Annotated in this window: 20 protein-coding genes; 8 read left to right on the forward strand and 12 right to left on the reverse strand. The window is 53.0% G+C overall.

What is annotated here, in order from left to right; all coding sequences use genetic code 11:
• Positions 1–10: 10 nt before the first annotated feature.
• The 3 genes from AC3CB2_RS12445 to AC3CB2_RS12455 form a co-directional block, all read right to left on the reverse strand.
• Positions 11–760: a Bax inhibitor-1/YccA family protein gene (locus AC3CB2_RS12445; protein ID WP_008550595.1), complete on the reverse strand. Its 750-nt coding sequence runs from the start codon at positions 758–760 to the stop codon at positions 11–13.
• 335 nt (positions 761–1095) lie between these two features.
• Positions 1096–3669, reverse strand: a complete 2574-nt coding sequence (locus AC3CB2_RS12450; protein ID WP_352931868.1) for an ABC transporter permease — start codon at positions 3667–3669, stop codon at positions 1096–1098.
• Positions 3666–4373: an ABC transporter ATP-binding protein gene (locus AC3CB2_RS12455; RefSeq protein ID WP_014283025.1), complete on the reverse strand. Its 708-nt coding sequence runs from the start codon at positions 4371–4373 to the stop codon at positions 3666–3668. The genes AC3CB2_RS12450 and AC3CB2_RS12455 overlap by 4 nt, the downstream gene beginning before the upstream one ends.
• 187 nt (positions 4374–4560) lie before the next feature.
• Here AC3CB2_RS12455 and AC3CB2_RS12460 point away from each other — a divergent pair, with 187 nt between their 5' ends.
• The 3 genes from AC3CB2_RS12460 to thpR all read left to right on the forward strand — a co-directional run bounded on the left by AC3CB2_RS12460 (position 4561) and on the right by thpR (position 7260).
• A complete protein-coding gene (locus AC3CB2_RS12460; RefSeq protein WP_425328946.1) occupies positions 4561–5205 on the forward strand; it encodes an arylesterase in 645 nt (214 codons plus the stop codon).
• 278 nt (positions 5206–5483) lie between these two features.
• Entirely contained in the window at positions 5484–6536 is a 1053-nt protein-coding gene (locus AC3CB2_RS12465) for an aldo/keto reductase (RefSeq protein WP_352931866.1), read from the forward strand.
• Between the two features lie 187 nt (positions 6537–6723).
• Complete coding sequence (gene thpR / locus AC3CB2_RS12470) at positions 6724–7260, forward strand: RNA 2',3'-cyclic phosphodiesterase (protein WP_054785431.1); 537 nt, start codon at positions 6724–6726, stop codon at positions 7258–7260.
• A 60-nt stretch (positions 7261–7320) separates the two neighbouring features.
• On the opposite strand, the gene AC3CB2_RS12475 is transcribed toward thpR, so the two are convergent.
• Entirely contained in the window at positions 7321–7818 is a 498-nt protein-coding gene (locus AC3CB2_RS12475; protein WP_352931864.1) for a hypothetical protein, read from the reverse strand.
• 237 nt (positions 7819–8055) lie between these two features.
• Here AC3CB2_RS12475 and AC3CB2_RS12480 point away from each other — a divergent pair, with 237 nt between their 5' ends.
• Positions 8056–8367 (forward strand): DnaJ family domain-containing protein, encoded by a 312-nt coding sequence (locus tag AC3CB2_RS12480; protein ID WP_083416766.1) that lies wholly within the window; start codon positions 8056–8058, stop codon positions 8365–8367.
• 30 nt (positions 8368–8397) lie between these two features.
• Here AC3CB2_RS12480 and AC3CB2_RS12485 read toward each other — a convergent pair whose 3' ends face one another.
• The gene (locus tag AC3CB2_RS12485) at positions 8398–10083 is read right to left on the reverse strand and encodes an acyl-CoA dehydrogenase family protein (protein WP_352931862.1); all 1686 of its coding nucleotides are present in this window, start codon (positions 10081–10083) and stop codon (positions 8398–8400) included.
• Positions 10084–10246: 163 nt separating this feature from the next.
• On the opposite strand from AC3CB2_RS12485, the gene AC3CB2_RS12490 reads away from it, so the two are divergent.
• Positions 10247–11137 carry a YihY/virulence factor BrkB family protein gene (locus AC3CB2_RS12490; protein WP_352931860.1) on the forward strand — a complete coding sequence of 297 codons (891 nt, stop codon included), beginning with the start codon at positions 10247–10249 and terminating at the stop codon, positions 11135–11137.
• On the opposite strand, the gene AC3CB2_RS12495 is transcribed toward AC3CB2_RS12490, so the two are convergent.
• Positions 11134–11967, reverse strand: coding sequence for a DMT family transporter (locus tag AC3CB2_RS12495; RefSeq protein WP_352931858.1), 834 nt, complete (start codon positions 11965–11967; stop codon positions 11134–11136). The genes AC3CB2_RS12490 and AC3CB2_RS12495 overlap by 4 nt on opposite strands.
• A gap of 297 nt (positions 11968–12264) precedes the next feature.
• Between AC3CB2_RS12495 and AC3CB2_RS12500 the strand changes: the two genes are divergently transcribed.
• Both AC3CB2_RS12500 and AC3CB2_RS12505 read left to right on the forward strand, forming a co-directional pair.
• Positions 12265–14202 carry a methyl-accepting chemotaxis protein gene (locus AC3CB2_RS12500; RefSeq protein WP_352931856.1) on the forward strand — a complete coding sequence of 646 codons (1938 nt, stop codon included), beginning with the start codon at positions 12265–12267 and terminating at the stop codon, positions 14200–14202.
• A gap of 154 nt (positions 14203–14356) precedes the next feature.
• Positions 14357–15556, forward strand: coding sequence for an NAD(P)/FAD-dependent oxidoreductase (locus AC3CB2_RS12505; RefSeq protein ID WP_352931854.1), 1200 nt, complete (start codon positions 14357–14359; stop codon positions 15554–15556).
• 83 nt (positions 15557–15639) lie between these two features.
• On the opposite strand, the gene AC3CB2_RS12510 is transcribed toward AC3CB2_RS12505, so the two are convergent.
• Entirely contained in the window at positions 15640–16422 is a 783-nt protein-coding gene (locus AC3CB2_RS12510) for an alpha/beta fold hydrolase (RefSeq protein WP_352931852.1), read from the reverse strand.
• A 348-nt stretch (positions 16423–16770) separates the two neighbouring features.
• Between AC3CB2_RS12510 and AC3CB2_RS12515 the strand changes: the two genes are divergently transcribed.
• Positions 16771–17382, forward strand: coding sequence for a L,D-transpeptidase (locus AC3CB2_RS12515; RefSeq protein ID WP_041767733.1), 612 nt, complete (start codon positions 16771–16773; stop codon positions 17380–17382).
• Between the two features lie 70 nt (positions 17383–17452).
• On the opposite strand, the gene AC3CB2_RS12520 is transcribed toward AC3CB2_RS12515, so the two are convergent.
• The 5 genes from AC3CB2_RS12520 to secA all read right to left on the reverse strand — a co-directional run bounded on the left by AC3CB2_RS12520 (position 17453) and on the right by secA (position 23354).
• Positions 17453–18208: an SH3 domain-containing protein gene (locus AC3CB2_RS12520; protein WP_352931850.1), complete on the reverse strand. Its 756-nt coding sequence runs from the start codon at positions 18206–18208 to the stop codon at positions 17453–17455.
• A gap of 163 nt (positions 18209–18371) precedes the next feature.
• Complete coding sequence (locus AC3CB2_RS12525; RefSeq protein ID WP_352931848.1) at positions 18372–18977, reverse strand: GyrI-like domain-containing protein; 606 nt, start codon at positions 18975–18977, stop codon at positions 18372–18374.
• A 10-nt stretch (positions 18978–18987) separates the two neighbouring features.
• Entirely contained in the window at positions 18988–19530 is a 543-nt protein-coding gene (locus tag AC3CB2_RS12530) for a PadR family transcriptional regulator (RefSeq protein ID WP_352931846.1), read from the reverse strand.
• A gap of 98 nt (positions 19531–19628) precedes the next feature.
• Positions 19629–20396, reverse strand: coding sequence for a methyltransferase domain-containing protein (locus tag AC3CB2_RS12535; RefSeq protein WP_352931844.1), 768 nt, complete (start codon positions 20394–20396; stop codon positions 19629–19631).
• 171 nt (positions 20397–20567) lie between these two features.
• On the reverse strand, positions 20568–23354 hold the full coding sequence (gene secA, locus AC3CB2_RS12540) for a preprotein translocase subunit SecA (protein ID WP_352931842.1): 2787 nt from the start codon (positions 23352–23354) through the stop codon (positions 20568–20570).
• Positions 23355–23366 lie beyond the last annotated feature (12 nt).

The raw sequence follows: 23366 nt of genomic DNA on the forward strand, positions 1-23366 counted from the left end.
GCTGCTGCGATTACTCGCGGTTGCCGAACAGGGACAGAAGCATGATGAACAGGTTGATGAAGTCCAGGTACAGACGCAGCGCGCCCATAATGGCTTTCTTGCCTGCTACTTCGCTGTCATCAACAGCAGCATACATTTCCTTGATCTGCTGAGTGTCGTAAGCGGTGAGGCCTGCGAACACCAGAACGCCAACCACGGAGATTGCGAACTGCAGAGCAGAAGAAGCAAGGAACAGGTTGACCAGAGACGCAATGATGATGCCGATCAGGCCCATGAACAAGAAGGAGCCCCATGCGGAGAGGTCTTTCTTGGTGGTGTAGCCGAACAGGCTCAGCGCGCCGAAGGAAGCTGCGGTGATGAAGAATACACGAGCAATGGAGTTACCAGTGTAGACGAGGAAGATCGACGACAAGGACAGACCCATCGCGCCAGCAAAGAGCCAGAATGCAAGCTGTGCACCTGATGCGCTCATCTTATGGATACGTGCGCTCAGGAAGAACACGAAGCCAAGAGGAGCAAGCATTACTACCCAACGCAGAGGGCTGGTGAACAGCAACACACCGAATTCTGTCAGTGCTCCGTTAGAAACAGCCATCTGGAAGGCTGCATAAGCTACAACGCCGGTAATTGCGATACCGATCGCCATGTAGTTGTAAACGCGAAGCATGTAGGCGCGCAGACCAGCGTCAAATGCGGCTGCATTGGCATGAGAGCCAGCCATTCCATACCGCGTAGAATTATTGCGGTCGAAGGTCGCCATGTGGATCCTCTCTCTTGTTAAACACATATTCGCTGTTGGACGCACCAAACAGCACGGGTGACTGACCCGAGTTACATATCAGCAAATATGGTAGGAAAAAGGGCGTAAGACAAGGGTGCACCCTACTGATTTTTGTAGAATTGGCCCTCACGACAAGGTCTTGTGGTATAAACTTGGTAAAACCGGACCCTATTATTAACCGATTGTAATGTTGCAGGTGCTGCAAGACCTTAGCCGGAAAATAAAAGAGTTGGTCTGTTAATAAATAATTCTGAGAGATGTGGACTGCATCTGCGTCGATCAACGTTTTTTTACTTGATGCAGTCCACGGAGTTTTACAGATTTCGTAAAACGGGTGCAGGTTTTTCTCCCAACACTCTCCAGGTGCCCAGCAGACCGAAGCCAACTGTGAAGATGAGAGCGCCGATGATGGCCGCAATTGCGGTGATCGGCAGTAGGGTGAAAGTGCCTTCCATCACGCCGGTGATGATGAAGTAAGCGGCCAGAGAACCCGCAAACAGGGCGAAAATAGCGGTGGTTCCACCAAGGATCAGATATTCGAGAATATATGCCTTGATGAGACGACCACGTGTGGCGCCCAGTGTTTTCAGGATGACAGCATCATAGATGCGGCTCTGGTGGCCTGCGGCCAATGCACCAGCCAAAACAAGTACACTTGCAAGAAGCGTGATGGAAGATGCGCCGCGGATGGCCCATGCCAACTGGCCGACAAGCTCATTCACTTGTGCGATGGCGTCTTTCACCCGGATCGAGGTGATGGTTGGGAAGGCCTGAGTAACTTCCTTCAGCAGATCCAGCTCCTGTTGCAAGGTGGCTTCGCCCGGCCAGCCGACGGTTGCTAGATGGGTGTGTGGTGCGCCTGCAAAGGTGTTGGGCGAGAAGATCATCACGAAGTTGATGGACATGCTTTCCCAATCCACCGTGCGGAAGTTAGCGATCTTCGCAGTGATCTGGCGTCCGAGGACGTTCACGGTGACCGTATCGCCGACCATCAGGCCCAGTTCGCGGGCATTGTCATCAGAGAAGGAAACCAGCGGTTCGCCGGTATAATCCTTCGGCCACCATTCGCCAGCCGTGATGACTGAGTTTTCTGGCAGTGTCTCGGAGTAAGTGATGCCGCGGTCGCCGCGCAGGATCCATTCTGCTTCAGGTGGAGCTGGATAGTCCGCAGCCGGAATACCTTTCAGCGAGACGATATGGCCGCGGAGCATTGGGACAGCGTTGAACTCTGTCCCAGCTGCCTTTTCCGCAATCAGGGACTGGAAGGCGTCTTTTTCGTGGTTCTGGATGTCTACGAAGAAGAAGCTCGGTGCCTGTTCCTGTGCAGCCTGATTGAGCTCGCGGCGCAGGTTGCCGTCGATGAGGGCAAGTGCAACGAGCAGAGACAAGCCGAGGCCGAGAGAGAGCACGACGGAGGGTGTCAACGCACCGGGACGATAGATGTTGGTGATTGCCAGGCGCAACTCGGTTGAGCGGACTGTTGGCACTTTGCGGGCTGCAGCCATGATGAGGCGGGCAACTACCAGCAACAATAGATAAGTGCCTGTACATGCACCGATGAAGATGAGGGCGATGGTTTTGTCGTAGGCCATGACGAGGGCAAGGCCTGCCAGCAGAACCAGCGTGACTGCAGCACCTGCGATGTAGAGCGGCTTTGGATAGCGGCTACGGGTGCTCACTTCATCGCGGAACAGAACTGTTGGTGCGATATCGTGGGCTCTGCCAAGTGGCCAGAGTGCGAAGGCGAGGGCAGTCAGGTAGCCATATGCCATGCCAAGCAGTAGCTGAAGCGGGTAGACTGCTTGCACCGCATTGATTGGCAGGATGGATTGCAAGGCTGCCATGGCGACGAGTGGGATCAGGGCCCCCAGCACCATTCCAACCACAATGCCGATGGTGGCAAGGACCATCATCTGGATGAGGTAGACCTTGAAGACAAAACCGCCTGATGCGCCAAGGCATTTGAAGCTGGCAATGACTTCGCGGCGGGTGTCCATGTAGCTGCGTACAGCGTTCGCCACGCCAACACCGCCAACCACAAGGGAGGTGATGCCAATGAGCGTGAGGAATTGAGCAAAGCGCTGGATGTTTCGCTGCAGGCTTGGAGCTGCTTCCAATTTGGAGCGGATGCGCCAGCCAGCATCAGGGAACAGAGTGTTTGTCTGATCAATGGCTTGCTGCAACTGTGCTTCTGGCACGTTGTAGCCCATGCGGACGCGGTAGATATAGCGGATCAGCGAGCCGGGCTGGACCAGGCCGGTGTCCTGCAAAGCTTCCTGAGAGATGAGGAGGCGCGGACCAACTGTCATGCCGGAAGAGAGTTTGTCCGGTTCCAGCTCAATGGTGTCTGCAATGCGGAAGTTGGTTTTGCCGACGGAGATCTCGTCGCCAACTTCAAGGCCAAGGCGTGCGAGGAGGGCAACTTCTGCCACTGCGTTGCGCAGGCCCTCGGTTCTGCCATTGATGGTTTCTTGCAGTTCTTTGCCAGAGGTGAGCTCAAAGCTGCCGATAAGCGGATAGGGATCATCAACCGCCTTCAGTTCCACAAGAGTCTGGTTACCCGCTGAATCTGTGCGAGCCATGGCGCGTAGGCTAGAGATCTGGGAGGTGGCGCCCAGTCTGTTCAGGTGAGCCAGTTGATCAGGTGTGGCTTCGCGATGGATCAGAGAGAATGAGAGGTCCCCGCCCAGAATGGCCTGACCTTCTGCAGAGATGCCTTCCGTCAGCGCGCGGGAGAAGGAGGCAACGCCAGCGATGGCGGCTACGCCCAGTGCGATACAGGCGATGAAGACGTAGAACCCTTTCAGGCCGCCCCGCATTTCGCGCAGGGCGAAGCGGGCTGCAAGGCCAAAGCCGGGTTGATAGCCGTTGGAGGTGGTTTGGCTCATCGCGCACGTACCTCACGCACGGCTGGTGTTTCTTCATCGATGGTGCCGGAATGCACCCGGATCTTACGCTGGCAGCGGTCTGCCAGAGATGGATCGTGGGTGACGAGGACCAGCGTGGTGTTCTTGCGCTCTTGCGCGTTGAACATCAGCTCAATGATCTGTTCGCCTGTTGTTTCGTCCAGGTTGCCGGTTGGTTCATCGGCGATGAGGATTTCCGGGTTGGTGACGAGGGCGCGGGCCACGGCGACGCGCTGCTGTTCACCGCCAGAAAGCTGGGTTGGGTAGTGGTTGAGGCGATGGCCAAGGCCAACAGCTTCCAGCTCTTCTTTCGCACGCTCAAAGGCTTTGGGGTCGCCGGAAAGCTCAAGCGGAACAGCAACATTTTCCAGTGCGGTCATGTTCGGGACCAGGTGGAAGGACTGGAAGATGATACCAACGTTCTGGCCGCGGAAGCGGGCGAGCTCGTCTTCGCTCATGGTGCCAAGTTCTTGCCCGGCAGCTTTTACGGTGCCTTTGTCTGCCCGTTCGAGGCCTGCCATGACCATAAGCAGAGTAGATTTACCTGAGCCGGATGGGCCGACGAGGCCAACGCTTTCGCCAGTGTTGATAGAAAGATCAATGCCTTTAAGAATATGGGTGCGGCCTGCGCCGTGGCCCAGGCTAAGATGAACGCCGTTTAAGTCTAGTGCCGGATTACCTGTCATTCTTCCACCTTGATGTGCAGGCGATGCAAATCCCTGAATTACATCTTATAATAAATTGCTTGGCTGCTCTTGTCGCAGCCGCACTTGGGAAGCATATGGGTAGGGTGGATTGCATCGTCCAGCTCGGTTTTAAAAAATCTAAGGTATTTGAATGTCTGGATCACGAAAAGTTGAAGCTAAATCTGGTATGCTACGTTTTTTCAGTGGTGCCGTTGTTGCGCTGGGCCTTGCTCTTACGAGTGCTTCTGCCGGAATGGCGCAGGATAGAGCTGAGCCGGTGAAGCTGGTTGCGTTTGGAGATAGTTTGACCGCTGGCTATCAGTTGCCACCTGAAGATGCCTTTCCTGTAAAACTGGAGAAAGCCTTGCAAGAGCGGGGCTACAACATCACGATTGTGAATGCTGGTGTTTCTGGTGATACCACCTCCGGTGGCCTTTCTCGGTTGGACTGGTCCATCGGTGATGATGTTGATGGTGTGATCCTGGAACTGGGTGCTAATGATGCGCTGCGTGGTCTGGATCCTTCAACAACTCGCAAGAACCTTGATGCAATGCTGGCTCGCTTGAGCTCCCGCGATATTCCGGTGTTGCTCGCCGGTATGATGGCGCCGCCGAATCTGGGGGATCAGTACGGTCAGGAGTTCAACTCCATTTACGGTGATCTGGCTGAAAAGCATGATGCCCTGCTTTATCCGTTCTTTCTGGATGGTGTGGCAGCGGAGCCAAAGCTGAACCTTGGGGATGGCATGCACCCGACGGGTGAGGGCGTTTCGATCATTGTCGAAAAGATCTTACCTTCCGTTGAAATGCTCATCGAACAGACTAAATCTTGAGAGGCTGAGAGCACTCCGACTTAATGCTGGTACGCAGAGTCTGCTTTAAAGTATTGACTTACTGCGCCTTCTTGTCGGAAAAACACTGCCTACTTTTCAAAGAGCGCTTGGTGATGACCGCTGAGCCTCTTTTTCTGCCGACCTCCATCCAATGGCAGATTCAGCAGCGAATTCGGGGCGTGATCTCTTGTCTTTGGACGAGACGGGATCATTGTCCTCTACGCCCGGCAGAGGGGCGTGAAAACAAGAAGCGGCCTAGGGCTGCAAACGGGGAATATATGGAATTTCGTAGATTGGGGCGTACAGACCTCAACGTCTCCAGCATCTGTCTTGGTACGATGACATGGGGTGAACAGAACACCGAAGCTGAAGGTCACGCTCAGATGGATTATGCCCTGGAGAAGGGCATCAATTTCTTTGACACCGCAGAGCTTTATGCTGTTCCGCCTAAGCCGGAGACAAAGGGGCGTACGGAAGAAATTATCGGTACGTGGTTCAAGAAATCCGGTAACCGTGACAAAGTCGTTCTGGCAACCAAGGTGGTTGGCCGTTCTGTGCAGGACTGGCACCGTAAGGATGGTTCTACCAGCCAGCTGTCCCGCGCGCAGATCATGGAAGCTGTTGATGGCAGCCTGAAGCGTTTGCAGACGGATTACATCGATCTGTACCAGCTGCACTGGCCAGACCGTAATGTTTCCGGTTTCGGTTCTGTCAGCAACATCTGGCAAGCTGTGGAACCGGCTGAAGATGAAAATGCGATCCATGAAACCCTTGAGGTTCTGCAGGAGCTGGTGAAAGCCGGTAAGGTTCGTCACATCGGTCTTTCCAACGAAAGCCCATGGGGCACCATGAAGTTTGTGCAGGAATCTGAAGCTCGTGGTCTTCCGCGCGTTCAGTCCATTCAAAATGCCTACTCTCTGGTTAACCGCCTGTTTGAAGTGGGTGGCGCTGAGATTGCTCATCGTGAGAATGTTGGCCTGCTGGCTTACTCTTCACTGGCACAGGGATACTTGACTGGTAAGTACCGCAATGGTGCGCTGCCTGCTGGTGCGCGCAAGACCTTGTTTAAACGCCTTGGCCGCTATGAGAATGCCTTTGGTCAGCAGGCGATTGATGCGTATTGCGATCTGGCAGCGGAACTGGGCATTGACCCTGCCGTGATGGCGCTGGCGTTTGCACATTCCCGTTCCTTCGTGACCTCCGTGATCATCGGTGCGACCAACATGGAACAGCTGGCGACAGACATTGGTGCTGCTGATTTTGAAATCACAGAAGAGATGGAAAAGCGGATCAACGAGATCCATCTGCAGTACACCAACCCTTGCCCGTAAGGGATAGGGCGACTGCTTTCGTCCGCTGACGACTAATAGGAAGCCGGAGCCTGCGAAGGGCTCCGGCTTTTTTGTGAATGGGGTTGGATAGAAAATCCCCTGATGTTCGTAGAGCTGTGATTTTCTGCTTGTACTCTGGCGCTAAACGTGAGCTAATTTATCATCTGCATTAGCGGAGGGTCCTGATATGCCTCGTCTTTTTACTGGCCTTGAGCTGCCATCGAGCACCGGGATGATGTTGAGCCTCATGCGCGGAGGACTGCGCGGCGCTCGTTGGGTCGACCCCGAAAACTACCACATCACATTGCGATTTATTGGCGACATTGATGATCGCATTGCCGATGAAGTTGCCTATGAGTTGGCGCGGGTTCATCGCGCACCGCTGACGATCAAGCTGACCGGGCTTGGAACGTTTGGCGGTAGCAAACCTCATGCGCTTTGGGCGCGCGTGGAGCCGACTCAAGAACTTGCGGAGTTGCAAGCGGAGCAAGAGCGCATTTTGCAACGTCTCGGCCTGCAAGCGGAGCGTCGCAAGTATACGCCGCATGTAACTCTGGCTCGGTTGAGGGGAACTTCACCCGGAGAACTGGCGCATTGGCTTGAGATGCGTGGTGAATTCTCTGCGCCTGCGTTTACCGCTGGGCGGTTTGTGCTCTACTCTGCGAAAGCGGCAGTGGGTGGCGGACCGTATTTGGTGGAGGAGAGCTATCCGCTGGCTGCCTGATACAGCTGGCGCAAAAGCGAAGAGGCGTGCTTGTGTTGCGCGCCTCTGCAAATGAGCTGCTTATGGCAGGTAGGAGGAGACCTTCTCCATCATTTGGTCGCCTTGCTGTTCCAGCCGCCATGAGGTCTGATGCACCAGCCCTGCTGCTGAGTGTGTTTGTGTGAGCTGGTAGATGTCCTTGTTGAGGAAGGCGAGAAGCTCGTCCAGTTCCTCGCGCGGGACATAGCTGAGCACACCTGTCACATGCGCGTAAGTCAGTGACTTCGGTTGGGGCGGAATCGTCTTACTAGCTGTTTTGACTGGATAGCGGATGAGCTTGGATTTTGGCTCATAACGCACGAGCTTGGATTTAGCTTTCAGTGGCTTCAGAACAGATTTGGCCGGATAGGGTTTCAGTTTGCTATCGCCCGTAATCGGCTTCAATGCATTTTTAGAAGGGGCGCTGATCTGGGTGAGGCCGGGACCGGTGGCACGGGTCTGTGTGAGTGCCCAGGTGCTGCCAGCTAAAACCAATGCTGACCCCAAGAAACAACTTGCAACAATAAGAGGCCGCAACATCGCGTTCTCCATTTCGATATAAATTAAATAAAAATTTAATTAAAATGTAGCGCGTAAATTGCATAATGCAACTGTGGATGGTGTATTTGTTACCATAAAGTTAAAATCGATAATTTAGTGCGACCGTGAGTTAATTGCATTCATCGATAAAATTAAGAAAAATTGCAAATGACCACTTTGCAGCCACAGTGTTCGGACAGAATGCTCTAATAAAAACAAAGGATAGAGGTCTGTTTTATGGGAATAGATCGACTAATCGAGCAACAAATACGCCGATCACAGATGAATGGTTCTATGGATCACCTTGAAGGTGAGGGAAAACCAATCCCCAGAAGGTCCGGGACAAACTTTGCTCGTAGTGCGCAAATGAGTGTTGTGAATGGGGCTGGTGGTAGCATTCAGGGAGAATTGACGCTGCGCCGTGAGATCTCCACATTGGAAGACCAGCTTAAAACCACGACCAAAAGTGACGAGCGTTTTGAAATAAGAAAGGCGCTCATGGATAAGCGCCTTGAACTTTCAGTTTATGAAGAAGCGCGACGCAAATAATCGCGCTTCCCTATTTGGTTAGAGCAGGTCTTACAGCTCGGTTTCGTCCAACAGACGGCGAGCGATGACCTGCGCCTGAATTTCAGCTGCACCCTCAAAGATTGAGAGAATACGTGCATCGCAGAGTACGCGAGAAATTGGGTACTCCTGCGCAAAGCCGTTGCCGCCGTGGATTTGCAGGGCATTATCCGCCGCTGCCCAAGCTACACGTGCACCGAGCAGCTTCGCCATACCAGCTTCCAGATCACAACGTCGGCCACTGTCTTTCTCCCACGCGGAGAAGTAGGTGAGCTGGCGGGCGATCATGGTTTCGCAAGCGATGATGGCCAGCTTGTCAGATACGCGCGGGAAGTTGATCAGAGACTTACCGAACTGGATACGTTCCTGAGCGTATCGCAGGCCGAGATCCAAAGCGCACTGAGCAACGCCGATTGCGCGAGCTGCTGTCTGAATGCGGGCGGACTCGAAAGTCTGCATGAGTTGCTTGAAGCCCTGACCTTCCACCTGACCCAGCAGGTTCTCGTCTTTAACTTCGAACCCGTCGAACGCGATTTCGTATTCCTTCATGCCGCGATAACCGAGCACTTCGATCTCGCCACCAGACATGCCTTCTGCCGGGAATGGCTCTTCGTCTGATCCACGTGGCTTTTCTGCGATGAACATGGAGAGGCCTTTGTAGCCTGGCTCTTCGGGTTTTGTGCGGGTGAGCAGCGTCATGATGTCAGCGCGAACCGGGTGTGTGATCCAGGTTTTGTTGCCGTAAACCTTCCACGTGTCGCCTTCTTTCACGGCACGGGTTTTTAGCGATGCCAGGTCGGAGCCGGTGTTTGGTTCAGTGAACACAGCTGTAGGCAGGGTTTCGCCAGAAGCAATGCGTGGCAGCCACTTGGCTTTTTGGTCCTCAGTGCCTCCACCGAGAATGAGTTCTGCTGCGATTTCGGAGCGGGTGCCGAGAGAGCCGACGCCGATGTAGGCGCGGGAAAGTTCCTCAGAGACCACGCACATGGACTCTTTGCCGAGGCCCATTCCACCGAATTCTTCCGGAATGGTGAGGCCGAATACGCCCATCTCAGCCATTTCGCTGATGATCTCGAGTGGGATATATTCGTTTTTCAGATGCCATTCGTGAGCAAACGGGGTGACCTTTGCTTCAGCAAACTTGCGCATTTCCTCGCGAATTTGCTCATAGGTCTCATCCAGACCGGTTGCTCCGATGGTGGACTTGCCTTCTGCGTGCTGCATGAGCTCAGCAAGGCGGGTGCGCAGGGCTGGCTGAGAGCCATCTGCGATTACAGCTTCCACTGCATCTGTGTGATGACTGTTGGCTTCCTGTCGGCTGATGCCGAGGTCTGACAAACGCAGGATCTCGCCCTGGCTCATTGGCAGGCCGCCGAAGACCTGTGCGGTGTACTCTGCAAAGCCAATGCGCAGGATCAGGCTTTCCACTTCACTGAAGGTGCCTTCCGTTGCCAGTCGTTCCCCATATGCGTTGAGCTGCTTGAGCGCTTCAACGTAGGTTGCGAGCCATGCCAGACCGTGAGTGGCGCGCTGTTCCTGCTCCATGAGTGCGGAGGCAATTCTTCCATCTTTGAGTACGCGCTTTTTTACGTTTTTACGTGCGATACCCAGCAGGGTTTCAAGTGATTTAAGCGCCAGTGCACGGGTTTCTTTAGATGGTGCGTCTGCTTGTTCTAGTGTATTCACCGTTTCCGACACAGCTTGCCTCCCTCAATCCATTCGGTCATTGTGCACTGCAAACTTAAATGGGATGTGTATTTGTGCAATGCCCTAAAGGTGGGAGCTTTCTTCATGAATATTTCTTGAAGTCGGGCCTATTATCTAACTTGAAACTCACGAAGAGACAGACCAGATCAGTTTTATGAAGAAACGCGGCCTTTGGGGAAAATCGTATCAGGTGCTTGCAGATGCTCTGGGGCATTTCAACTCTGATGATGGCTATGCTGTTGCCAGTCATGTGGCTCTGTCATCTCTGATGGCTCTGTTTCCCTTCCTGATTTTTGTTGCCGCGTTCTCTGGCTTTCTCGGACTGAACTCAGTTGCGCAAAGTGCGACAGAGCTGATCTTTGATGTGTGGCCTGAGCGTGTGGCAGGACCGGTTTCTGGCGAGATCAAAGCTGTTTTGACTCAGCCGCGCGGTGACTTGCTGACCTTTGGTGTGGTTGTCACGCTCTGGTTCTCGTCCAATGGCGTTGAAGCCATGCGGGTCGGGTTGAACCGTGCCTATCGTGTACGTGATAACCGCAGCTGGTTTTTCTGCCGGACGCAATCCATTCTTGCGGTGCTGATTGGTACGGCTGTTTTGATGGTTTCCACCTTCCTGATCGTCTTCGGGCCTCTGGCGTGGGAATGGGCGGTTCATTTGGCGCCGGTGATGGAGAAGTTCAGCTACAAGGCGAATATCGTTCGCTATGGCATTACATCTTTGCTGCTGCTGTTTGCCTTGCTGGCTGCGCATATGTATCTGCCAGCTGGTCGCCGCCGCTTCCTTGAAGTGTTGCCGGGGATTGCCTTGACGATGATCCTCTGGATTGTAGCAGGTACGGCGTTCGGTGCTTATCTGGCGCGGTGGGCGAACTACGTGTCTTTGTATGCCGGTCTTGCTGGTATTATGACGGCTATCATCTTCATGTATCTGACAGCCGTCATCTTCATTCTGGGCGGCGAGTTCAACGCAGCTCTGATGCGAGTGCGCCGTGTGAACCAGCGCGTGGAGGGTGGTCCTTGCTTAGAGGTTGAGGACGAGAACTAAGCTTTCTGCTTTGGCCGACACACCGCGATTGCGACCACAACAATTGCCATACCTACCAACTGTATCGCATTGAGCGTTTCACCGAAGAGGAAGTAGCTCTCAATGGCTGCTGCAACAGGCGTGAGATAGAACAGTGTTGCCGTGGTGGAGGCTGCACCATGCTGGAGCAGGTACATGAGCAGCAGCACCGCACCCACTGAGAGCACAATCACCAACCAAGCCAGCGCGAAGATGAGATCTCCGGACCACGTGATTTCCCAGCTCTCTGTCATGGAAAGCGGAAGCGTGACGAGAAGGGCACCGAAGTACTGGTAGAAGGTGCCCGTAACCAGATCGGTGTTCATAGGCTGGCGTTTCTGCCATGTGGTGCCGAAAGCGATGCCGAGAGTTGCTGCGAAGGCTGCTGGGACTGTCCAGAGAGGGATTTGCGCGACACCGCTTCCCAACTTTGGCAGGATGACGAGCACAATGCCAACGAAGCCAGCGGCGAGGCCTGCCCATTGGCGTGGGGTGACATCTTCCTTCAGCAGAAAATAGGCGAGGGTGCCAGTGATAAAGGGTTGCAGGCCGGTGATGAGCGCTGTGACGCCAGCTGGCATGCCATTGTCGATGGCCCAGAATACGCCAGAGAGATATGCGCCGTGCACTAACATGCCGGTGATTACTGCGTGGATGACCTGGCTGCGGGTGAGGGCGAAGCTTCTACCGGAGAGCCAGACGATGATGCCCATCAACGGCAAAACCAACAAAAAGCGCATGCTGAGAAAGGCGAAGGGCTCTGAATAAGGGGCACCAAGGCGCGCGCCGATGAAACCCGTCGACCAGAGCAAAACGAAAATAATGGGAACTAGCTTAGTGAATGAGAGCAATGGTGTGTCTTATTTTTAAGCGTCTTTGGCACATGACGCTGGGTGGGATGAGCAACAAAATCATTTGTGCGATGCATTATTTGTAATCTTTAAACGATTTGAACCTATACCTGTGAGTAATAATTAAAAATACTATTAGTAATTTTATCGGTACAGGGGTCTCCGATGCGAGTAGATTGGAAGCGGGCTATTTCATCTACGGGAAATAGATTTTTCTCGTCCACCCGGAATGCAAGTATTCGGTTTCGGGCAATTACATTGGGTATTCTGACACTTATCGGTTTCGGTGGTGTTGGGCTGGTTTATCTTTGGGGCCAGCAGCAAACGGAAGCCGCCTTCCAGCAGTCCAAGGATTACACCGAGCTTGCTGAGTTGAGTCAGGCAATTGCCATTACGGCGGGCGTCCTGCAATCCACCCAAAAAGATTACGAAAATGTTCCGAGCGATAGTCTGAAAAGCCGATTCGACGAGCTCGTTGGCGAAGCGCAGAAAGAACTGCAGGAGCTGAATGCGCTTCCTGTTGCCATGGATTACTTCCTGGAAATTTCTGACGCACGCGACACGATTGATGCGATCAGCGGCGCATTTGAGATGCTGCACGGCTATCAGTCCACGCTTGGTTATGATGCAGACCGAGGTTTGCAAAAGGAACTTTCCGCTAGCCTTTCACAGGCAGAAGCCGCGGTAAAACAGAAGCATCGACGCAGCAAAGACCCCAATACGCTGAAGTTGATGCATACGTTTAGTGATCTGGCGCGTGCACAGCTGGATTATGCGATCACTGGGAGCCAGAACTCTCAGGGCGCTTTTGAAGTGGCGTTCTCCCGCTATGAGCGCACCATTCCCCGAGCACAGATTGACCCGGCTGTGGCCGAGAAGGTCAAAACCAACATGGCGGCCTATAAAAAGGCGTTTGAGGCATACACCAAGGCTTATGACAAGCGGGCAACCAGCTCAGAGTTGTTGGCGAACCTGTTCGATCTTCTGCCGCCGCGCCTGAATGATTTGAAGAACTCTGCTGTGCAGGGCGCCAGTGATGCGCAGGCGCGCTTGACCGAGACGACCCAGCAGACCAACCTTTATTTGGGCCTTGCCGTTGGTGGTATTGCACTGACACTGTTCATTCTCGGCTCGCTGCTGATCTTCGGTATTCTGCGCAATCTGAATGCGCTTCGTAATGCGATGGCGTTGTTGGCAAAGAACGACCTTTCTGCGGTTATTCCCCTCAACAAAGGTGGCAAAGAAATCTCCGCGATGGCGCAGACGCTGCAAGTGTTCCGCGACAACATTGAAGAGCGCCGCAAGCTGCGTGAGCAGCAGGATCATGAAAACTCTGAAAAGCAGGCACGAGCCGAGCAGGTTGATACGCTTATCATGGGCTTCGAGCAGACTGTTGCTGAGGCTCTAAACAGCTTGCACAGCGCTGCTGATGGTCTGGGTGAAGCCTCCAACGATGTGGGATCTGCTGCGGACAACGTTTCGAAGGAAGCTGAGTCTGCTGGCCGTGCGGTTGAGAATGCAGCGGAGAACGTTTCCAGTGCATCTGCTGCGACTGAAGAGCTTGCAATGTCCATTAACGAGATTGCCGGACAAGCAGAGCAGTCCACGCGTGTTGCAGACCGTGCTGTTGAAGGTTCCAAGGCAACAGCTGAGACTATGAGTCTGCTGAGTGATGCGGCTAACCGTATTGGTGAGGCAGTTGGCCTTATCCGTGACATTGCAAACCAGACCAACCTTCTTGCGCTGAATGCGACTATTGAAGCGGCGCGTGCAGGTGAGCATGGCAAGGGCTTTGCGGTGGTTGCCTCTGAAGTGAAGATGCTGGCGAACCAAACATCTCAGGCAACAGAAGAGATTGCACAGCAGGTTGGGTCCATTCAGGAAGCTTCTGCTGAAGCAGTCGGTGCAATTGGGGATGTAAGTGACGTTATTCATGAGATGAGTCAGATTGCTTCTGCCGTTGCAGCTTCTGTTGAACAGCAAAATGCAGCTATTCAGGCGATCACCGAGAATGTGGCGAATGCGACGCAGAGCTCTCAGCAGGGTGCCAATGCGATGCAGATGGTTGAAAATGCCTCTGATAACGCTCGCAGCACTGGCGGCACGGTCTCTGATCTGGCGGATGCGCTTTCTCGTCAGGCAGACCACATCAACAACACTGTTGGTGCATTCCTTGAAAAAGTGCGTGCTGCCTAAAGATCTTCACAAATTATCATTTTAAATGTGGCGCTTACCTCTGGTGTTTGCCGGAGCTAAGCGCCACATTGCTTTTGCGGTAAGGGTTTGTTGAGCAAAGCAGGCAGCACGGCTGTGAGGTGCTGTCTTTCTGCGGCTAATACGGGTTTTGAGAATGATAAATAAGATTGTTGTGGTGGGCGCTGGACAGGCAGGTGTGCAGGCCGCGCAAACTCTTCGACAAAAGGGATACGAAGGTGAGCTCGTGATGCTTGGCAACGAGCCGCAGCCACCTTATCAACGCCCGCCGCTTTCCAAGAAGTTTCTGAGTGGCGAAGTGGAGCCGGATGCGCTGTTCATTCGCCCGGAAGCGTTTTATGAGATGAACAACATTGACCTGAAGCTGAATGCGCAGGTTGATCGTATTGATCTGGAAAATAAGAGCGTCACTCTGGCGAGTGGTGAAGCGGTAACCTGGGATAAGCTGCTGTTGGCAACCGGAACCCGCGCCCGTGATCTGCCTTTGCCGGGCGCTGATCTGGAAGGCGTTGTGTCGCTGCGCTCCATTGGTGATGTTGAGCTGATTAAGAAGCTGTTTGTCCCTGGTAAGAAACTGGTTGTTATCGGCGGTGGTTACATCGGTCTTGAAGTGACCGCTGTTGCAAAAGGCATGGGGCTGGATGTTATTGTGCTGGAAGCGCAAGAGCGTTTGTTGAAGCGTGTGGTTTCACCGGATGTATCCTCTTTCTTCCATAATTTGCATGCTGGCCGTGGTGCTGAACTGCATTGCGGAACTGGTGTGACCAGCATTGAGGGCAAAGATGGTAAGGTTACAGGTGTGAAGCTTGCTGACGGTACCGAGCTGCCATGTGATCTGGTGCTTTCTGCCGTCGGTGCTGTTCCAAATTCTGAACTTGCTGCTGCCGCTGGCCTTGATGTGGATGATGGCATTCTTGTCGATGGGGCAGGGCAGACATCTCATGAAGATGTTTATGCATGTGGTGACTGTGTGCGCTTCTTCTCAGAGCGTTATGGCAGAAGCATTCGACTGGAGAGCGTGCAGAACGCGATTGATCAGGCAAAAGCTGTTGCTGTTGCCCTGACCGATCCTGCAAATGACCACAGCCATGATTATGATCCGCTGCCGTGGTTCTGGTCCGATCAGCATCACATCAAGTTGCAGATCGCTGGTCTCTCCAATGGGTATGATGAGGCTGTGCTGGTTGGTGATACAAGTGCTGACAGCTTCTATGTGGCGTATCTGGAGAAGGGCAAGCTGATCGCAGTTGATAGCATCAATCACCCACGCTCACATATGATGGCACGTCGTGTGATTGGGCAGGAGTGGAAGGAAGGTCTGCTTCCGCCTGCATAAGTTCAGAAAGAGAAGAGCGTGCCAGAGGTTTTCCGGCACGCTGATTGATGAGCGAAGCCTCCATCTTTGATGGGGGCTTTTTGTTAGCGCGTGTTTTCCAGAATAAGCCGGATAACTTCCTGTGGGATCTCCATATGGACCATGTGGCCAACGCGATCGAAGACGTGGCAGGCGATTGGACCCGGCAGTTTGTGGCATTGGCGTGTTGGCAGGATCTTGTCCTGTGTGCCCCAGACCACTTTGATCGGCATGGGGAGCTCGCCGAGCTTGTCTGTTGGCAGTACGCCTTGGCTTTCACCTTCCAGAATAAGCCCTGAAACAGCTTTCAGGGCCTCAGCTGCGCCTGGAGTTGAACGTTGGGTGGCAACGTAATCGGCCAGTTTTCTAGGAAGCTCGAACTCAAGACCAACGAACTGTTCCAGCAACACCTGTTGTTCTGCTTCGGTTTGACCGACTGCGTAGCGGTGCAGGAGCTTGGCGTTGATTTCCGGACCGAAACCACCTGGAGCCAATAGGGTGAGGCTTGCGATGCGTTCTGGACTGCGCATAGCAATCAATGCTGCGATTGCGCCACCCATGCTATGGCCGACCAAATGGACACGATCGAGCTTTAATGCGTCAAGAGACTTCACGACAGCTTTGGCAGAGCCAACAGCGTTGCATGGCTCAAAGTCTGCAAGTGCGCGACCATGGGCCGGCAGATCGAAGGCTATCGTGCGGCGTTTGTTTTCTAATTGGACTTGAATATTGCGCCATGTGCTGGCGTCACCACCAAAGCCATGGATGAAAATAATTGGTTCTGCGCTTTCAGGACCAAAGGCCGTGAAAGGCAGGCAGGTTACATCTTGGATACTATCGATATTCATATAAGGCCTCCCATTAAGCGTATTATATGCCCCTTTCATTCGGAGGTTTACCTGTGACTTAGGCTAAGGCAGGATTTTTTTATCAGCATAAGGACTGATGAATTTGGATGAAAATTTTGCTCGGCCTCGCGAAATTTCAAAAAAGTGGAATAATTGACCCACGGAAATGAGGTTTTGCTTGGATATCGATTATCAGATGTTGATAATCAGTCTCAGTTTGAAACATATGGAAGCTCAGAGGGCCGAGAAAATTTTTGGTAGAGTTTATTCTTTCTCGGTGCTGATTCATTTTTAAAATTCGACAAGTCCCGCAGGGTCAGGGACTACTGCCAATTTCAGGGGGTGACGATGCGAGGACATCTTCGCAAGGGAATATTTGCTGTCATTTGTACGTTGGTTAGCTTTGTATTCGTGGCACCAGCAAGCGCGGGCAAGCTGTGGAATCCAGAGACACGCCAATGGGACATCTTCCCGGATACTCCTGCCATGGCATCCAGTTCTGCGCGCCGTAAATACAAGCGTAAGCTGATTACCTACCGCACAAATGAGAAGCCAGGTACCATCATTATTGATACCGATAAGCGCTACCTCTACCACGTACAGGACAACGGCAAAGCGATGCGTTATGGCATCGGCGTTGGTCGTGAAGGTTTTGAGTGGAATGGTACTGAGCGTATCACCCGTAAAGCGAAGTGGCCGGGCTGGACTCCGCCAGAAGAAATGCGCCGTCGTGAAGCGAAAAAAGGCCGCATTCTGCCGCGTTACATGAAGGGTGGTCCGGACAATCCACTGGGTGCACGTGCGCTCTACCTGGGTGCTACGATCTATCGTATTCACGGTACTACCGAAGATTGGAGCATCGGCCACGCGGTATCTTCAGGCTGCATCCGTATGTTTAACGAAGATGTTTCCTACCTGTATGAGCAGGTGGACATTGGCGCTAAGGTTATCGTGAACTGATCACGAGTGACATGTGAAGTGAATGAAACCCGGGGCGACCCGGGTTTTTTTGTTGGGCTGGTTGATTGGATTACTTGTAACCATCTGAAACGGGGCGACAGCAGCCTTGGAGAGTGACTGGCTTTTGTCCCGGCTGTGTAACAGTGGCAACGGCTTCGCCCCAGACGAATGAGTCCAATGGCGTGAAGGTGCACTGCTTTTCGGTGATGGTCATCTGCAGCTCGATGCCTTTGTCGCCTGCTTTTAAAAGCGTTGCGTTCTTGTCATTCTCCGCTGTGACAGATTGGAAGGGGACGCGGTGGAGCAGACCGATGATGTTGGAGTAGGTGACGACATTGGAGTTCCACTCAATGCTCCAGGATGGTTCTGTCCCGCCGCATACGCCGAGAACAGGCAGATCTGTGCCTGAGAATGGAACGGGGACCGCGGCTTTCAGTTTGTCTGCGTGGACCCAACCCTCAATCTCTCCGATGCTGACGTGCTGCCAGCGTGTGTCGTCAATCTGTTTTTCCTCACCACTTGAGTTCAGGATCGTATCGCCCGGCAGCTGCACGATGACTGCTGCTTCGTCAGAGGGTGCATCGTAGATGGAGAGCAGGGCACCGAGGCTTTGGTTCACCTGACTGTAGTAACCGGGATGGACCTGTTGGGATTGGTCGGTACCGGACTGGTCTGAGCTCGTGTCGGAAGAAGGTGCTTGATCCTGCTCATCCGACGTATCTGATTGAGCTGCAGCCGATAGAGTGAGTGCGCTTATTGAAAACCCACTCACTAACATAAGTGTTAGAAGCTGACGGGATGCATTTTTAAAGACAGTTGTGGCCATCTCTTGCTCCTGATGGCTGCGGTTGGGGACGCACCATTCTTGTTGTTTTCGCAAGAGCCTAGCAAAGTTTCGCCTAGGAAATCTTAAGTTGAGTTGTGCGGTTCTACTGAAGCTCTTAGGGGAGGTTGAGTGGTTGTTTTCTATTCTGCGCTGAGCTTGTGCCTCAAATTACTGGCTGTCTGATAATGGTCTTTCTCTTTTGTGAGGCAGTTCGAGTTGGGTCGTCCAAATAGATCTGATGATGGAAGCCGTTGGGTTTCAGATCGTGTTCTGGCAGGAAATCCCGGTAGAGCTTGGCGTTGATTTCTTGAAGTTCCTCATAGGGGCCTTTGTGAAGGATTTGGACTGAGCGACCTTCTTTCATGACTTCTCTGCGCAGTGTTATGGGCTTTTCTCCCAGTCTCCCAACTGCGGTTTCAACGCCTTGTTCGAAGAGGGCGTCATCGGTCCAATGAGGCAAGACGATCATCAAACGCCATTTTAATTTATCTTTGTTTCCAAGGATGAGGTCACTCATATCATCGGCCCACCACAAGCATTCCAAAGGTGGTTCTGCAAAGCGCTTCCCCATCCGCTTCTTTGCATCCTGTTTGATGGGGTAGATCGTGGTGAAAAGCCATTTGATTGCCTTGGCAAAGACCTCGCCTTCAGGGTTGCCATCACCATCAATCACGGCGAACTGCATGTCGGGGACATCGACAAACGTAAAATGGTCGCTAGGTGGACGGTAAAGTTCATAGAGCCTGTCTCTGAAATCGGTTGTCGTCATAGCTGTGTCCTCATGTGTTCCATGGTTTGCAGGTCATGTAGTCCAGAGTTTTCTGAAGCCAGTCGGCCTCTGATTTGAGCTGGGCGATGGAGTAGTCGAAGAGGGCATCGACGTGGTCAGGCAAGGGTTGTTGGTCTAATTGGATGCCTTCAATTCGGGTGATTTCTTCCTGGATTGCCTTGCTGCGCTGGTTTAGAGCGTCGAGAGCTTGCTCGCGTTGCAGGGCAGGCCAGTGGATCATGCCCATGAGTAGGGATGAGTATGTTGGACGGACTGTTGTGAGAGCTGAGAGCGTTTGGGTGATGAGGGCTTGTTGGCCAGCCTCTGTCATTAGGTAGCTTTTCTTCGCTTTCATACCAGCTGGTTTTTCAGCAGTGACGAGGCCTTTCTTTTCCAGTTTGCCGAGAACGAAGTAGATGGAAGAGAAGCCAATTTGCGTCCATTCGCGCATGCCGCGTTGCTCGATGATCTGTTCCAACTCATAGCCATGGCGGGGCATTTCGGAAACAAGACCTAGGACGAGAAGTTCGCTGTCAGTGAGGCTCTCAGACATACTATTCTAGCCTTAGAATAAGATTATATTCTAGTACTAGAATATATGCGTCCGAGTCGTCAATCTTTGGCTTTTGATATGAGGCTGGATGGAAGCTGCTAGTGCTTGCGGGTGACCATCACCAGCATGTTGTCGCGTAGGCTTACGTGTTGGCGATAGAGTAGCAAGCAGCGGCAGTTGAACTCGCTCTCGCGCTTTTGGAAATACTCGGCATAGCGATGGATGTCGTGCCGGTTCACATCTTCAATCATATAGACACCGTTGCTTGCGAGCAGGTCTATGATGTTCTCAAAGAAGACAACCCCGGCCTCGAAATGATGCAGGCCGTCATCGATGATCAGGTCAAAAGGTTCCGGCTTTGCATTGCTTTTGAAGCTGGCGATGCTTTCAGGGCTGGTTTGATCCACCTGATAGGTCTGAATGCGACTGTCGGTGAACAGGCATTTCTCATCGATATCGACACCAGTGATCTCAGCGTTGGGGAAGTAATCTCGCCAGACGCGGAGGGATGCACCGGGTTTTCCTTCTTTGCCCATGTTGGATAGGCAGCTGGTGTCGTTGGTACCGATGCCGCACTCCAGCACATTCGTGATCTTATCGCGGCAATGGTCAAAGATCATGCTGTAGAAGTCGGTGTAGGTGTGAGGCTCCCAGTTGAACTGCGTGGTTTCCGGACAGTTGGTGCCTTTGTCGCTGCCGTAGACATCACAAAGCTGCGCCAGATAGCTGTTTTTGGCTGGCGCATAGAACGCTTCAATACGTTGCCCCAGGTGCTCCTCTACCGATGCTCGTGTCTTCTCCAGTTTGGTTTTGGGAGTGAGCTGTCGGAGGACCTTATTAAAGGCGAGCGTGCTTGTAGTGTTCATGGTTGCCGCATCTTGCAAGTTGGTGCTGAGAGGCGCGTAGATTAGCATTCTCAGGCGTTTGGAATACTCCCGCCTTTCTGGTGCGGATTTCCTTGGAGCAAAATTGAGTGGGCATTGCGCAATAAAAAAGGGCCGCCGAAGCAGCCCTTTCTCAAATCATTGATTGCCGGATCAGACGAGGGCGCCGTGGCAATGCTTGTATTTTTTGCCAGAACCACATGGGCAAGGCTCATTGCGGCCCACACGGCCCCATGTTTCAGGGTCGTCTGAGTCACGGCCTTCTGGTGCAGATGCGGCACGTGCTTCTGCCAGTTGGCGATCAGCTTCAGCCATTTCATCTTCACCAGTCAGTGGATTGGTGTGATGTGCTTCCATGTGAGCTGGCATCTGAGGTGTTTCAGGTGCCTGCTGCTGAACCAGTTCAACATGCATCAGCTGGCTTGTTGTGGTCTGGCGCAGAGTGCTCAGCATGTTTTCGAAGAGAGTGAAGGACTCAGTCTTGTATTCCTGAAGAGGATCACGCTGAGCGTAACCGCGCAGGCCAACTGCTGAGCGCAGGTGGTCAAGGTTCGCCAGGTGCTCACGCCACAGATTATCAATGGTCTGAAGCAGAACTGCACGCTCGATCTGACGCATGATGTCAGGACCATAGTTTGCAGCCTTTGCAGCCATCACTTCGTTGGCTTCTTTCTTCAGGCGCGTGGTCACTTCTTCGTCCGCGATGCCTTCCTCGTTTGCCCAATCAACGATTGGCAGATCGAGGTTCAGCTTGGTGCGAACTTCTTCCTTCAGGCCTTCAGTATCCCACTGTTCTGGGTAGGCGCGTTCCGGAATGTGTGCTGCAACGAGATCTTCAACGAACTCTTCGCGCATTTCCGCAACTGCTTCCTGAGTGACTTCTGGATCCATCATTTCGAGACGCTGATCGAAGACAACTTTACGCTGATCGTTCATCACGTCGTCGAACTTCAGCAGGTTCTTACGAATGTCGAAGTTGCGTGCTTCCACTTTCTGCTGAGCTTTTTCGAGTGCCTTGTTGATCCAAGGGTGAACGATTGCCTCGCCTTCCTGCAGACCAAGCTTCTGAAGCATGGAGTCCATACGCTCAGAACCGAAGATGCGCATCAGGTCATCCTGCAGAGACAGGAAGAACTTGGAGTGTCCAGGGTCACCCTGACGACCGGAACGACCACGCAGCTGGTTGTCGATGCGTCGGCTTTCGTGGCGCTCAGTTGCAACAACGTAAAGGCCACCAGCTTCAAGAGCTTTTTGCTTCAGCTCTTCAACTTCTTTCTTGATGGCTTCTTCTTTAGCAGTGCGATCTGCGCCTTCAGGCATGTCACCAAGCTCGTTCGCAACGCGCATTTCAACGTTACCGCCGAGTTGAATGTCGGTACCACGACCTGCCATGTTAGTTGCGATGGTCACAGCACCCGGCACACCTGCCTGTGCGATGATGCTTGCTTCCTGCTCATGGTAGCGCGCGTTCAGAACTGCGAAGACTTTCTGCTTGCCAGCGGACTTTGCGTAGTCAGCAAGTGCCTTTGGATCAGAAACGTCGATCTGCTTGTACCCATGCTTCATGAGAAGCTCAGCCAACAGCTCGGACTTTTCGATGGATGTGGTGCCAACCAGAACCGGCTGACCGCGTTCGTGACAGTCGTCAACCAGCTCCATGATCGCGTTGTATTTCTCAGCGACGGTGCGGTAGACCTCATCGTCGTCGTCAATACGCTGCACAGGAACGTTGGTTGGAATGTCAACAACATCCAGGCTGTAGATGTCCATGAATTCTTCCGCTTCGGTCATCGCTGTACCGGTCATGCCAGCAAGCTTGTCGTACATGCGGAAGTAGTTCTGGAATGTAATGGACGCGAGGGTCTGGTTCTCTGGCTGGATCGCAACTTTTTCTTTTGCTTCCAGAGCCTGGTGAAGGCCTTCAGAGAAACGACGACCTGGCATCATACGACCGGTGAACTCGTCAATGATGACGACTTCGTCGTTGCGTACGATGTAGTCTTTATCGCGCTGGAATAGTTTGTGAGCTTTCAGGCCCTGCTGCAGGTGGTGTACCGCTGTGACGTTTTCCACATCATAAAGCGAATCACCCTTCAGGAGGTCAGCTTCAGACAAGAGTTGCTCCAGCTTCTCGTTACCTGCTTCGGTGAAGGTAGCGGAGCGAGCTTTCTCATCAATCTCGAAGTCTTCATCTACAAGCTTAGGAATGAAGGCATCGATGGCATTGTAGAAATCGGTGCGATCTTCCAGAGGACCGGAGATGATCAGCGGTGTACGTGCTTCGTCGACGAGAATGGAGTCCACCTCATCCACGATTGCAAAGTGGTGCGGACGCTGCACCATGGACTCACGATCGTACTTCATGTTGTCACGAAGGTAATCGAAGCCGAATTCGTTGTTGGTACCGTAAGTCACGTCAGCGGCATAAGCTGCTTTACGTTCTTCATCGGAAATGCCGTGAACGATGAGACCGGTTGTCAGGCCGAGGAAGCGGTAGATCTGGCCCATCCACTCAACGTCACGAGAGGCGAGGTAATCGTTCACGGTTACAACGTGAACACCCTTACCGCTCAATGCGTTAAGGTATACTGGTGCGGTTGCCACAAGGGTTTTACCTTCACCGGTACGCATTTCGGTGATTTCACCAGCATGAAGAACCATGCCGCCGATGAGCTGTACATCGTACTGACGAAGGCCAAGAACACGGCGAGACGCCTCACGCACAACAGCAAAAGCAGGAACGAGGAGATCATCCAGCTTTGCGCCATTTGCAAGCTGCTCACGGAACTCGTCTGTTTTGGCTTTCAGCTGATCATCCGTCAGAGCTTCCATTTCTGGCTCTAAAGCATTGATAGCAGCTACTTTAGGCTTGAGTGTCTTGATCCGACGGTCGTTAGCAGAACCAAATATTTTTCGAGCGAGTGCGCCGAGCCCCACCATGTGGCGGTCCTT

The organism is Pseudovibrio sp. SCP20 (assembly GCF_057774105.1).